This window comes from Actinomycetospora straminea (assembly GCF_028737255.1).
Classification (GTDB): Bacteria; Actinomycetota; Actinomycetes; order Mycobacteriales; family Pseudonocardiaceae; genus Actinomycetospora; species Actinomycetospora straminea.
On sequence record NZ_JAQZAN010000016.1, the window covers coordinates 87,684 to 99,964 of the forward strand.

A 12,281-nucleotide genomic window follows, 5' to 3' on the forward strand; every position below is an offset into this window, starting at 1 on the left:
GTACGCCCCGTGGCACAGATGACGATGTACACGACCAGCTGGTGCGGCTTCTGCCGGCGGCTGAAGATGCAGCTCGACCGCGAGGGCATCGGGTACGCCGAGGTCGACATCGAGCGCGAGCCCGACGCCGCCGAGATCGTCACGAAGATCAACGGCGGCAACCGCACCGTGCCGACCGTCGTCTACCCCGACGGCAGCGCGGCCACGAACCCCAGCTTCGCCGAGGTCAAGGAGACCCTGGCGCGCGTCGAGGCCGCCTCCTGAGTCGCTCCCCGAGTCGCAGCGAACGCGCTGTTCGCGGCTTCTAGGCGTACGAACGGCCCGTTCGTTGCGTCGGGGCACGCTCGACCGGCGGAGCGACCGGAGACTTTGCGCGCGTAGAAGCCGCGAACAGCGCGTTCGCTGCCACCACCCCGACGCCTCAGCCGGCGGCCGCCCACGCCTCGAGCATGGCGCGGGCGATGGACACGCCGCCGGGCAGGATGAGCTCGCGCCCGCTGCCCGCCTCGAACGCCGTGCCGCCGACGCCCCGCGACCCCCGCACGGCGCCGTCGCGGTGCGACCACTCGCCGGCTTCGAGCGCCGCCCGCAGCTCGGCGCGCGTGATCCAGCGCGCCCCCTCGATCTCGCCCTCCTGGAGCTTGATCGCCTGCTCCGGGTCCGCGACGGCCGTGAAGCCGATCATCAGCGAGCGCGGGAAGGGCCACGGCTGGGAGCCGAGGTACGAGATCGTGTGCACGTCGACCCCGACCTCCTCGGCGCACTCGCGGGCCACGCAGGCCTCCAGCGACTCGCCGGCCTCGACGAACCCGGCGAGCACCGAGTAGCGGCCCCGCGGCCAGATCGGCTGGCGCGCCAGCAGCACCCGGGCATGGTCGCCCTCCGCGCCGTCGTGCACCAGGCAGATCATCGACGGGTCGGTGCGCGGGTACTCCTCGTGCCCCTCGGCGCGGCACAGCTGCGCCCAGCCCGACTTGATCGCGTCCATCGGCGAGCCGTCGCGCGCGCAGAACCGTGAGCGGTCGTGCCAGTTGAGCAGCGCCACCGCGGTGGTCATCAGCCCCGCGCTGCGGGCGTCGAGGTCGGCGCCCGAGCTGCGCAGGTCGGTCCAGTTGTCGTGGTCCGGGCCGCCGCCCGCGCGCTCCCACTGCTCGGCGGTCATGAACCCCGAGCCGGCGTCGTTCGACTCCGCCTCGGCCGGGTCGGGCACGCGCACCGCCCAGTACGCGGTGCCGTCCTCCTCGCCGAGGAGCACCGCGCCGTCGGGGATCGCGTCGCCGACCCCCGTCGTCGGGGCGAAGGCCAGCGTGAGCGTGCCGTCGTCGCCCCGCTCGACCGGCGTGCGGCCGTGCGGGTCGACGAGGACCACCTGCGCGTCGGGCCAGAGCGTCTTGACGTGCTCCGGGTCGACGCGCAGCTGCTCGCGGCGGTCGACCGTCGAGCGCGACAGCGACGGGTCGGCGTCGAGGTGGAAGGCGGCGCGCAGGTCCGGGCCCGCGGTCCCCGTCACGAGCGGATCTCCACGCCGCCCAGCGCCCGCAGCCCGTCCGCGGTGCTCGCGGCGTCCGCGACGACGACCCCGGTGAACGCGGTGGGCGCGTAGAACGTCGCGGCGGCCGCGGCGACCTCCTCGACCGTCACCGCCTCGATCCGCGCCGGGTGCTCGCGCAGCCACGCCGACGACAGCCCGTACGCGGCGAGCCCGGCGAGCGTCGAGGCGTAGCCGGCCTGCGTCGTCATCGAGATCAGCAGCGAGCCGACGAGGTAGCGCCGCGCCGACTCGACCTCGTCGGCGCTCGGCGGGACCACCGCGAGGCGCCCCAGCTCGTAGCGCACCTCGAGCAGCGCCGGGGCGGTGACCTCGGACGCGACGTCGGTCTCGACGAGCAGGACCGCGCCGTGCGGGTCGAGCTCGAGCGACGACGACGCGTGGTAGGTGTAGCCCTTGTCCTCGCGCAGGTTCTCCACCAGCCGCGACGAGAAGTAGCCGCCCAGCGTCAGGTTCGCGAGCTGCAGCGCGCCGTAGCGCGGGTCGCTGCGGCCCACCGCGGGCGCCGAGAGCCGCAGCTGCGACTGCACCGCGCCCGGCCGGTCGACCAGCAGCAGGTCCTGCGCCGTCAGCCCGGGCAGCGGCCCGAGCGCGTCGGCGTCCCCGCTCGACCAGCCGGCGAGGGCGGACTCGACGCGGGCGACGGCACCGGCCGGGTCGAGGTCCCCGACGAGGACGAGCACCGACCCGCCGGGGAGCAGCGCCGCGGCCTGCAGGGCGCGCACCGCGTCGGCGGACACCGCCGAGACCTCCTCCGGCCGCGGCATCTCCCGCGTCACCGGGTGGGTGCCGTAGCGCCGTTCCTGCAGCGCCCGCCGCGCGATCACCGACGGCTGCGCGGACGCCATCTCGATCCGCTCGACGAGGCGCTCGCGCTCGCGGGCCAGCTCGTCCTCGGGGTGGGTGGCGTCGAGGAGCAGGTCGGCGAGGACGTCGAGCAGCGTGTCGAGGCCGTCGGCCAGGGCGTGCCCGGACACCGCGAGGCGCTCCGGGTCGACCGAGAACCCGATCTCGCCCCCGACCCCGGCCAGGTCGTCGTCGATGCCGACGCGGCTGCGCCGCCGGGTGCCGGACAGGATCGTCGTCGCGAGCAGCTCGGCGACCGCGGGGTGGTCGGAGCCCCCGCTGCCGTTCGGGCCCGTGCCGTCCGCGAACGGCACCCGCAGGCGCATCTCGACCATCGGCACCTCGGCCCGGCGGACCGCGATGACCCGCAGCCCGGACGCGAGGACGGTGTCGACCTCGTCGGGGGCGGGGACCGCGCGCTGGGGCCCCAGCGGCGGCAGCGGGCGGGGCCCGGTGGGCGTGCTGCCGATCTCCTCGGCGCTGCGTCGGGTCGAGCTGGTGGGCGCGCTCACTGCCCACCCCCCGGCGTGACGGTGAGGATCGCGCGGGCGTCGGGACGCAGCGCGCCGGCGGCCGCGGCGACCGCGGCCGGCTCGACGGCGGCGAGGCGCCCGGGCAGCTCGTCGGCCAGCTCGGCGCGGCCCTGCACCAGTTCCGCCGAGCCGAGGGCGAGCATGCGGCTCATCAGCCGGTCGTGCTCCCGGTGCAGCGAGGAGGCCCAGCGCGCGGTGACCCGGCGCAGCTCCTCGGCGTCGGGCCCCCGCGCGGCGAGCCGGGCGAGCTCGTCGTCGACGGCCGCGACGACACGGTCGGTGTCGACCGTCGCGGGGTGCACGGCGGTGATCGTGAAGGTGTCGGGGTCGCGGGCGTCGAGCGGGGCGCCCATCAGCCCGGCGGAGGCCGAGACGTCGGTGACGAGCTGGTCGCCGTAGACGAGGCGCTGGGTCAGCCGCGCGGCCTCGCCGTCGGTGAGCAGGCTCGCCAGCACCGCGTGCGCGAGGTAGCCGTCGAGGTCGTTGGCCGGGTCGGGCAGGCGGTAGCCGAGCGCGAGCGCGGGCAGCGGGGCGTGCGCGTCGACGACGGCGTCGCGGCGCTCCCCGTCGGGCGGCGGCTCGGCGAAGCTCGGGCGCGACGGCACCGGGCGGGCCGGGATGTCGCCGAAGTGCTTCTCGACGAGCGTCGCGGCGTCGTCGACGTCGATGTCGCCGACGACGGTGAGCACCGCGTTGCCCGGCGCGTAGTAGGCGTCGAAGAACGCGGCGGCGTCGTCGAGGTCGGCCTGCTCGAGGTCGGTGAAGTCGCCGTAGCCGTTGTGGGCGTTCGGGTAGGTGTCGTAGAGCACCGGCGGCAGCAGGATCCAGGGGAAGCCGCCGTAGGGCCGGTTGAGGACGTTGAGGCGGATCTCCTCCTTGACCACGTCCACCTGGTTGCGCAGGTTCTCCTGCGTCAGACGCGGGGCGCGCAGCCGGTCGGCCTCGAGGAACAGCGCGCGCTCGAGGGCCGCGGACGGCAGGACCTCGAAGTAGTTCGTGTAGTCCTGGTGCGTCGAGCCGTTGAAGACCCCGCCCGACGACTGCACGTGGCGGAAGTGCGCGAGCTTCTCCAGGCTCTCCGAGCCCTGGAACATGAGGTGCTCGAAGAGGTGCGCGAACCCGGTCCGGCCCTCGGGCTCGGAGCGGAACCCGACGTCGACGTGGACGGCGACGCCGACGACGGGGGCGGCAGGGTCGGGCACGAGCAGCACACGGAGGCCGTTGTCGAGCACCCGGCGCTGCAGCCCGCTGTCGGCCCTGTTCGGGGCGGTCAGGCTGGAGGTCACACGATCAGAGACTAATCGCGGTGCGGCCCGGAGGCCGGACGGCGCGGCCCGGCCGCCGTGCCGCGGGTGCGGGGCCGTGCCGTGCTCCGTCCCGCCCCCCGGGGCGTGGTGCGCGCGGACGGCTGGCGGCGTCCGACGTCGAGGGCGGCGGGACGCCCGGCCCGGCCCGACCGTCCGGGACGCGCCGCCGGGCGGTGCGCGGTGCGGCGGGCCGCCGGGCGCGGGGTCGCGGGGCCGTTCGCGGTGGTGGTGACGCGCCGGGCGGGGCTGGTGATCCGGCGCGCCGGGGCCGTCGCCGCCCGGCGGGAGCGCTCGCGGACCACGGCGACGAGCAGGCCGGCCATCCCCAGGCCCGCGACGCCAGTGAGCAGGATCGCGAGGCGGTCGGTGAGCGGGGACTCGGCCGGGTCGGGGTCGACGAGGGCGGCGGACGACCCCGTGCCGAGCACCCGGGCGGGCGCGTCGGCGGGCTCGGTGCCGACGAAGGCCATGCGCACGGTGAGGTGCGAGCCCATCGGGGTGCCGCACCCGTCGAGCGGCATGAGGCGCCGCCCGGATGGGCCGTCGACGGCGACCGTGTCGCGCGGGTCCGCACCGGTGCACGAGGCGGTGGCGACGACGGTGGCCGGGCCGACGGTCTCGACGGCCGCGGGCGCCGCGTCGGCGCCGGCGTCGGCCCCGTCACCGTGGGCCCCGACGGGGTTCGCCACGAGGATCAGCCAGAGCGCCACGCCCGCGCCGATCGCGAGCGCGAGGAGCACGCCGAGCACGGGACCGCGGCGGTGCCGGCGCGCCCCTCGACCCGTGGGTCGACCCCCGCCCCGCACCAGGTGGGAACGATCCAGATGCGAGCCCGCCACAGCTCCCGAGAACGACACGAGCGGGATTCAAACACCCGCGACGCTCCCACGATCGAGGCATCCACCACACACGCGATCCGGCGTCTGCTACGGCGATCCGGGCACGGTCGACCCGGCCCCGCGGCCGTCGGCGCGGGCCCGTCCCACCGGAGAGCGACGGGCCCGCGACCTTGAGGCCGCCGTGCGGGTGATCTTCCGTCGCGGGTCCTCGGCGGGAGCCCCGCGCGACACGATCGGATGACGTCGGGCGGCGTCGGGAGGAGGCGTCGGGAGGAGGCGTCGGGAGAAGACGTCAGGAGAAGGCGTCGACCCCGGTCCGCTCGGCCGACACGGCCCACAGGCGCGCGGCGGCGTCGGGGTCGATCGCGTAGGGCCGCACGCCTCCGGCGCCCGCCTCCGGCGCGACCGTGGCGACCTCGCAGTCCTCGAGGTAGAGCCCGCCGAGGCCCGCGAGCTGCGGCGACGTCGCGGCCCACACCTCGGTGGCGGCGCCGGCCTCGGGCGTCTTGAAGCCCGCGGCGGCCTCCGGGGTCGGGTTGCCGTCCTCGTCGACCCAGCCGAGCGCGACCATCTCCTCGCGCGGGAGGTGGCGCTGCAGCGGGGTCAGGATGCCGCCGGGGTGCAGCGAGAACGCCCGCACACCCTGCGGCGCGGCGAGCCGGTCGAGGTGCAGGGCGAAGAGGACGTTCGCGGTCTTCGCCTGGCCGTAGGCCCGCCACTTGTCGTAGGGCTCGGCGCGCCAGTCGAGGTCGTCGAAGCGGACCGGCGAGCGGTGGTGCCCCCGCGACGACACCGAGACCACCCGGGCGTCCCGCCCGCGCGCGATGGCCGGCCAGAGGCGGTTGACCAGCGCGAAGTGCCCGAGGTGGTTGGTGCCGAACTGCGCCTCCCAGCCCGGGCCCACGCGCATCTCCGGGGTGGCCATGATCCCGGCGTTGTCGATCATCATGTCGATCGCGCGGTCCGACGCGAGGAAGCGGTCGGCGAAGGCGGCGATGCTGTCCGGATCGCCGAGGTCGAGGGCGTCGGTCTCGACACGCTCGAGGCCGTCGAGGGCCTCCTTCGCGGCCTCGGGACGCCGGGCGGGGACGACGACGTGCGCGCCGGCCGCGGTCAGGGCGCGCGTCGCCTCGAGCCCGAGTCCCGAGTAGCCGCCGGTGACGACGGCCAGCCGGCCGGTGAGGTCGAGGCCCGCGAGGACCTCCGCGGCGGTGGTGTCCTTGCCGAAGCCGGAACCGATGGGGTGCTGCTGTTCGATCACGCCACCGACGCTAGGACTTCGAGTGCGCTCGAACGCAAACCCGCGGCGACGCCGGCGCTCAGACGCCGCGGTCGCCCAGCATCCGCCACAGGTGCGCGGTCGCCTCGGCACCCGCCAGCAGCAGGGGCAGGACCGCCCGCTCGTCGGGGGCGTGGATGCGGTCCGAGGGCAGCATGACGCCGAGGAACGCCAGCGGGGCGGCGAGCTCGGTGGCGAGCAGCGCCTCCGGGCCGCTGCCGCCCTCGCGCGCCGGCAGCACCTCGGCGCCGAGCGCCACGCCCATGGCCTCCCGGATCGTCGTCACGAGCGTCGAGTCGACGTCGCAGATCAGCGGCGGGACGCCGGGACCGCCGGCGATGACCTCGGCGCTGATGCCGGGCGGGGTGTGCGCGGCGACGAACGCGCGGACGCCCTCGAGCACGCGCGCGGGGTCCTGGTCGGCGACGAGCCGGAAGGTCAGCTTGGCGGTCGCCGAGTGCGGGACGATCGTCTTGTGGCCGGGGCCGCCGTAGCCGCCGTGCAGGCCGTTGACCTCCGCGGTCGGGCGCGCCCAGAGCCGCTCGTAGGTGCTCCAGCCCGCCTCGCCCGCGGTGGCCTGCGCGCCCGCCGCCGAACCCGCGAGCCACGCGGGCTCGTCGAAGGGCAGCGCGGCCCAGGCGGCGCGCTCGGCGTCGGTGGGCGGGCGGACGTCGTCGTAGAAGCCGGGCACCTGCACGCGGCGGTCGTCGTCGTGCAGGGCCGCGACGAGGCGGGCGAGCTCGGTGACGGGGTTGGGTACCGCGCCGCCGAACTGCCCGGAGTGCAGGTCCACCGACGCGCCGCGGAAGACGATCTCCGTGTCGACCATCCCGCGCATGCCCGTGCAGACCGTCGGCGCGTCCCGGCCGACCATGCCGGTGTCGGTGACGACGATCGCGTCGCAGGCCAGCGCGTCGCGATGCGCCGCGAGCAGCGCGTCGAGGTACGCCGAGCCGGACTCCTCCTCGCCCTCGGCCAGGAGCTTGAGGTGCACGGCCGGGCCGTCGGCGCCGGTCGCGGCGAGGTGCGCGGCGACCCCGAGCCGGACCATCGCCAGGTGGCCCTTGTCGTCCGACGCCCCGCGGCCGCGCAGCTCCTCCCCCACGACCTCGGGCTCGAAGGGAGCGAACGACCAGCCGTCGGCGAGGTCGGCGGGCTGGACGTCGTGGTGCCCGTAGACCAGCACGGTCGGGGCGTCCGCGTCGGCGGCGGGCCACGAGGCGAACACCGCGGGCAGCGCGTCGGTGTCGTCCCACACCTCGACCTGCGGCCAGCCCTCCGCGCGCAGCCGCTCGGCGAGCCACGCGGCGGAGCGGGCCACGTCGTCGTGGTGGCCGGGATCGGCCGAGATCGACGGGATCCGCAGCCATTCCTGGAGGTCCGCCACGAACGCCTCGGCGCGGGCGGCGACGGCGGCGGACTCGGCGGTGGCGCCGGGGGTGGCGCCGGTGCTGGCTCCGGTGGCCTCGGTGGTCATGGCGGCCACGCTAGTTCGCCCCGGCGCGCACGACACCGCCCGGCCACCGGGTCGGGCGGCGGCCGGGCGGGAGCCTTCGGGGTCAGCGGGCGAACGTCTGCGGGATCTCGGCGCGGCGCACCCAGGTCACGACGCCGAGCAGCACGCCGAGGATCACCGGCGTGTACCAGAAGCCCTCGGAGAGGAAGAACAGCTGCGCGCCCGTCGCGCCGACCATGAGCGCCACCAGGCACGCCGCGGCGAGGCCCGCGAGCCGGGGCACGAGCAGGCCGATGCCGCCCGCGACCTCGAGCACGCCGACGACGTGGCGCAGCCACTGGCCCGCGCCCAGGTCGGTGAAGATCTGCACCGCGTAGGCCTCGCCGAACAGCTTGGGTGCGCCGGAGCCGACGACGAACACGAGCCCGAGCAGCACCTGCAGGGTCCACAGCGCGATGGTCACTCCGCGGGAACGGGCCGGGGCCGACGTGGTCGACGGGGTCGGGGCGGTCGCGGCGGTCATCTCGGTCCTCCAGGGGCGGCGGGGCGGTGCCGACAGCTTGGCGGGAACTTGAGTCCTACGTCAATACTTTATGGTTGCTCGGCCGTACTTTTGTCCGGCGCGGCGATCGGCTTCGCTGGCCCGATGATCCCTGCGGGCTGGACACCCCCACCGGACTTCACGACGCGCCCGGTGCTCGAGGGCACGGTCGGGATGGCGGCGGCGACGCACTGGGCCGCGGCCGCGACCGCGATGGGCGTGCTCGAGCGCGGCGGCACGGCGTTCGACGGCGCGGTCGCGGCGGCGTTCGTCCTGCACGTCACCGAGCCGCACCTCAACGGGCCGGGCGGTGACGTCGCGGCGGTGTTCGCCACCGCCGACGACCCGACGCCCCGGGTGCTCGACGGGCAGGGCCCGGCGCCGGCCGCCGCGTCCGCCGCGGCGTACCGCGACCAGGGCCTCGAGCGCGTCCCGGGCTCGGGCGCGCTGGCGGCCGCGATCCCCGGGGCGGTCGAGGCGTGGTTCCTGCTGCTGCGCGACCACGGGACCTGGGAGGTCGGCGACGTCCTCGCGCCGGCCATCGACTACGCCCGCCACGGGGTGCCCGCCGTGCCGCGGCTGTCCTCGACGGTCGCGACGGTCGCCGACCTGTTCCGCGAGCACTGGCCGACCTCGGCGGCGCTGTGGATGCCGGACGGGCGGCCGCCCCGGCCGGGCGAGGTGGTCCGCAACCCGGCGTGGGCGGACACCCTCGAGCGGCTCGCCGCCGCCGCGCAGGGCCGCGACCGGGCCGCGCGCATCGACGCCGTGCGCACCGTGTGGGCCGAGGGCTTCGTCGCGGAGGCGCTGGCCGCGGCGGCCCGCACGCCCCACCGGCACTCCTCGGGCACCGACCACGCGGGCGTGCTCACCGTGGCCGACACCGCGGGCTACCGGGCGCGGGTCGTCGACGCCGCCGTGGGGTCGTTCCGCGGCCGGCGGGTGGCCAAGACGCCGGCGTGGGGGCAGGGCCCCGCGCTGCTCGCCGCCCTGGCCGTGCTCGAGGGCTTCGACGACGCCGACCTCGACCCGGGCGGCGAGACCGGCGCCCACCTCGCCCTCGAGGCGATCAAGCTCGCCCAGGCCGACCGCGACGCCTGGTTCGGGGAGTCGGCGGACCTCGTCGACCCCGCCGACCTCCTCGCCGACCTCCTCGCGCCCGACTACGTCGCCGCCCGCCGCGCCCTGATCACCGACGAGGCCTCCTCGGACCTGCGCCCCGGGCGCCTCGGCGGGCGCGACCCGGTGCTCGCCGACCTCGCGCTCGCCGGTGCGGGCACCGGCGGCACCACCGACGGCACCGTCGGCGAGCCGACCGTCACCCTCGCCGGCGAGACCAAAGGCGACACCTGCCACGTCGACGTCGTGGACCGCTGGGGCAACATCGTCTCGGCGACGCCGTCGGGCGGCTGGCTGCAGTCGTCGCCGACGGTCCCCGAGCTCGGGTTCGCGCTCGGCACCCGGCTGCAGATGACGTGGCTGCAGGAGGGCCTGCCCTCGACCCTCACGCCCGGGCGTCGCCCGCGCACCACGCTGACGCCCACGCTCGTGCTCGACGACGACGGTCCCGTCACCGCCCTCGGCTCGCCCGGCGGCGACCAGCAGGACCAGTGGCAGCTGCTCTACCTGCTGCGCACGCTCGTCGGCGGCTACGACCCGCAGCAGGCGATCGACGCGCCGGCGCTGCACACGACGTCGTCGCCCAGCTCGTTCTGGCCGCGGGGGCGCGAGCCCGGCGGCGCGGTGGTCGAGGACCGGCTGCCCGAGGCCGTCGTCGCCAGGCTCGAGCGGCGCGGCCACCGGGTGACGCGCAGCGGACCGTGGTCGCTCGGGCGGCTCTCGGCGGTGGGCATCGACCGGTCCCGCGGGTTGCGGTGGGGCGCGGCGAACCCGCGGGGGATGCAGGGCTACGCGGTCGGGCGCTGACGGCGACGGTCTGCCAGGGTGCGGATCATGACCCGTTCCCCGTCCCGGGGGCCCTGCTCGCCGGCGGCCTGCTGACCATGGGCGTGCTGCACGGCGTCGCGCCGCAGCCGTTCGACACGATCGTGCCGCCGTGGCTGCCCGGCTCGGCGCGGTTCTGGACCTACGCCAGCGGCGTCGCCGAGCTCGCCGTCGGGGCTGCGGTGGCGGTGCCGCGCACCCGCCGGCTCGGCGCGCTCGCGGCGGCGGCGCTGTTCGTCGCGGTGTTCCCGGCGAACGTGCAGATGGCGTGGGACTGGCGGCACCGCTCGTGGCCCTGGCGCGCGGTGGCGTTCGGTCGCCTGCCGCTGCAGGCGCCGATGATCGCCCACGCGCTGCGGGTGCACCGCGAGGCCGGCTGACGCCGGCCTCGCGGGCCCTCCCCGCCCCCCGGCTCCGATCCCCGACCGGAGAAGTCCCCTAGAGCCCCAGCCCGGGGCCCCCGAACACGCCCGCCGAGCCGACCCGGCGACACACGGCGTCGATGCGCGCGCGGGTCGCCGGCGTCCACACGAGCTCGGGGCGCGCCGCGGCGACGGCCGGGTTGATCCAGTTGAGGCTGGTCTGCGGCGCCGTCCACGGCGCCAGCGCGTCGAGCAGCTGCTCCGCGACCGCCGGCACCACCCCGCGCAGCTCCGGCGGGAACGGCCCGACGACGCCGGCCAACCAGCGGGCCTCGCGGGTCCCGACACCCCGGGTCCCGCGCTCGATCGCGCCGGCGATGTGGCGCAGCTCGACGAGGAAGAGCGGGAGCTGCTGGTCGGGGCCGGCCATCGCGAGCACGGCGTCGACGAGGTCCTCGTCGAGGCCGGTCAGGAAGCGACCGTCGGCCCAGGCGGGCATCGGGTCGACCGGGTCCATGTGGATCGCGTCGATCGCGGCGTAGGGCATGACGTCGATCATGTCCATCATCGGCGTCGCGACCGCGCGCATCGGCGCCAGGAGCTCGCGCCCCTCCTCCGCGCTCCCGAGGTGGGCGACGCGCAGGTGGGCGACCGTCCGGCCGCGCAGCGGCGGCGGGACGGCCTCGATGTCGGGCGCCCGCAGGATCGCGACCGAGGTCGTCGTCTCCTCGGGCAGCGTCGGCGCCCAGGCGCGCCAGGCGTGCAGCACGGCCGGGATGTCCGCGGCCTCGTAGATCAGGCCGCCGCCGTAGAGCGACGGCAGCTCGATGAGCTCCATCTCGACCTCGGTCACGATGCCGGCCGCATCCTTGCCGCCCAGCACCACGTCGAACAGCTCGGGGTCGGACTCGGCGGTGACCTCGCGGATCGTCGCGTCCCCGGTGACCAGCTGCACGCGGCGCACCCGGTCGCTCGCGTAGCCGTACGTCCGCGTGAACGGCCCGACGCCGCCGCCGACGACGTAGCCGACGACGCCCACGTCGGTGGTCGACCCGTTGAGGCCCGCGAGCCCGTGCGGCGCCGCCGCCTCGACGAGGCGCGCCCACTTCGCGCCGGCGCCGACGGTCGCCCGCCGGGTGACCGGGTCGACGTCGACGCGGTCCATGCGCCGCGTGGTGACGACGAGCGTGCCCCGCTGGGCCACGTCGCTGTGCCCGGTGGCGAAGACGCCGATCCGGATGCCGCGCGCGGCGGCCCAGCGCACGGCGGCGGCGACGTCCTCCGCGCCCGTCGCCCCGACGACCGCGACCGGGGCGTGCTCGGGGCCCAGGTTGTAGGCCGCGAGCTCCGCGACCACCTCGACGTCCTCGGGGCCGAGCACCGGGCCGGCGACGCTGCGGCGCAGCTCGGCCAGTGCGTCGTCCTGGTCGACCGCGGCGGTCGGGGCACCCAGCTCGGTCATCGCACGCTCCGTGATCGTTGACTGGTCCGTCAGCGTGATGCTGCCGGTGACGACGACGCTAGAGAGTCACGCAGGGTGCTACAAGACCAAGTTTGGTCGCCGGATCGTGACGCTCCGTCAGATCCGACCGGCGATGGTGCTGACGGACCGTGGCCGTCGGTGC

General features: G+C 76.4%; 11 protein-coding genes. 3 read left to right on the top strand and 8 right to left on the bottom strand.

Annotated elements, in window-relative coordinates; all coding sequences use genetic code 11:
• The first annotated feature begins 18 nt into the window (after positions 1–18).
• Positions 19–264 carry a mycoredoxin gene (locus PH190_RS20900; protein ID WP_274233452.1) on the top strand — a complete coding sequence of 82 codons (246 nt, stop codon included), beginning with the start codon at positions 19–21 and terminating at the stop codon, positions 262–264.
• 157 nt (positions 265–421) lie between these two features.
• Here PH190_RS20900 and nudC read toward each other — a convergent pair whose 3' ends face one another.
• From nudC to PH190_RS20935, 7 genes are all read right to left on the bottom strand, one after another.
• Positions 422–1,486 carry an NAD(+) diphosphatase gene (gene nudC, locus PH190_RS20905; protein ID WP_274233512.1) on the bottom strand — a complete coding sequence of 355 codons (1,065 nt, stop codon included), beginning with the start codon at positions 1,484–1,486 and terminating at the stop codon, positions 422–424.
• A 20-nt stretch (positions 1,487–1,506) separates the two neighbouring features.
• On the bottom strand, positions 1,507–2,907 hold the full coding sequence (locus tag PH190_RS20910) for a M16 family metallopeptidase (protein WP_274233453.1): 1,401 nt from the start codon (positions 2,905–2,907) through the stop codon (positions 1,507–1,509).
• Complete coding sequence (locus PH190_RS20915; protein ID WP_420791683.1) at positions 2,904–4,214, bottom strand: M16 family metallopeptidase; 1,311 nt, start codon at positions 4,212–4,214, stop codon at positions 2,904–2,906. Before PH190_RS20915 ends, PH190_RS20910 begins: the two co-directional genes overlap by 4 nt.
• A gap of 11 nt (positions 4,215–4,225) precedes the next feature.
• The gene (locus PH190_RS20920; RefSeq protein ID WP_274233454.1) at positions 4,226–4,975 is read right to left on the bottom strand and encodes a hypothetical protein; all 750 of its coding nucleotides are present in this window, start codon (positions 4,973–4,975) and stop codon (positions 4,226–4,228) included.
• A 391-nt stretch (positions 4,976–5,366) separates the two neighbouring features.
• Positions 5,367–6,335 carry an SDR family NAD(P)-dependent oxidoreductase gene (locus PH190_RS20925; RefSeq protein WP_274233455.1) on the bottom strand — a complete coding sequence of 323 codons (969 nt, stop codon included), beginning with the start codon at positions 6,333–6,335 and terminating at the stop codon, positions 5,367–5,369.
• A 58-nt stretch (positions 6,336–6,393) separates the two neighbouring features.
• Positions 6,394–7,830 (bottom strand): M20/M25/M40 family metallo-hydrolase, encoded by a 1,437-nt coding sequence (locus PH190_RS20930; RefSeq protein WP_274233456.1) that lies wholly within the window; start codon positions 7,828–7,830, stop codon positions 6,394–6,396.
• Between the two features lie 82 nt (positions 7,831–7,912).
• Entirely contained in the window at positions 7,913–8,332 is a 420-nt protein-coding gene (locus PH190_RS20935; protein WP_274233457.1) for a DoxX family protein, read from the bottom strand.
• A gap of 123 nt (positions 8,333–8,455) precedes the next feature.
• Between PH190_RS20935 and PH190_RS20940 the strand changes: the two genes are divergently transcribed.
• The gene (locus PH190_RS20940) at positions 8,456–10,276 is read left to right on the top strand and encodes a gamma-glutamyltransferase family protein (RefSeq protein ID WP_274233458.1); all 1,821 of its coding nucleotides are present in this window, start codon (positions 8,456–8,458) and stop codon (positions 10,274–10,276) included.
• A 77-nt stretch (positions 10,277–10,353) separates the two neighbouring features.
• Entirely contained in the window at positions 10,354–10,674 is a 321-nt protein-coding gene (locus PH190_RS20945) for a DoxX family protein (RefSeq protein ID WP_274233459.1), read from the top strand.
• A gap of 58 nt (positions 10,675–10,732) precedes the next feature.
• On the opposite strand, the gene PH190_RS20950 is transcribed toward PH190_RS20945, so the two are convergent.
• On the bottom strand, positions 10,733–12,118 hold the full coding sequence (locus PH190_RS20950) for an FAD-binding oxidoreductase (RefSeq protein WP_274233460.1): 1,386 nt from the start codon (positions 12,116–12,118) through the stop codon (positions 10,733–10,735).
• Positions 12,119–12,281: the final 163 nt, after the last annotated feature.

Bases quoted from the DNA above. Each gene is read 5' to 3' on its own strand.
- PH190_RS20900 (WP_274233452.1), top strand. From the start codon at position 19: ATGACGATGTACACGACCAGCTGGTGCGGCTTCTGCCGGCGGCTGAAG.
- PH190_RS20930 (WP_274233456.1), bottom strand. From the start codon at position 7,830: ATGACCACCGAGGCCACCGGAGCCAGCACCGGCGCCACCCCCGGCGCC.
- PH190_RS20950 (WP_274233460.1), bottom strand. From the start codon at position 12,118: ATGACCGAGCTGGGTGCCCCGACCGCCGCGGTCGACCAGGACGACGCA.
- PH190_RS20945 (WP_274233459.1), top strand. From the start codon at position 10,354: ATGGGCGTGCTGCACGGCGTCGCGCCGCAGCCGTTCGACACGATCGTG.
- PH190_RS20935 (WP_274233457.1), bottom strand. From the start codon at position 8,332: ATGACCGCCGCGACCGCCCCGACCCCGTCGACCACGTCGGCCCCGGCC.
- PH190_RS20940 (WP_274233458.1), top strand. From the start codon at position 8,456: ATGATCCCTGCGGGCTGGACACCCCCACCGGACTTCACGACGCGCCCG.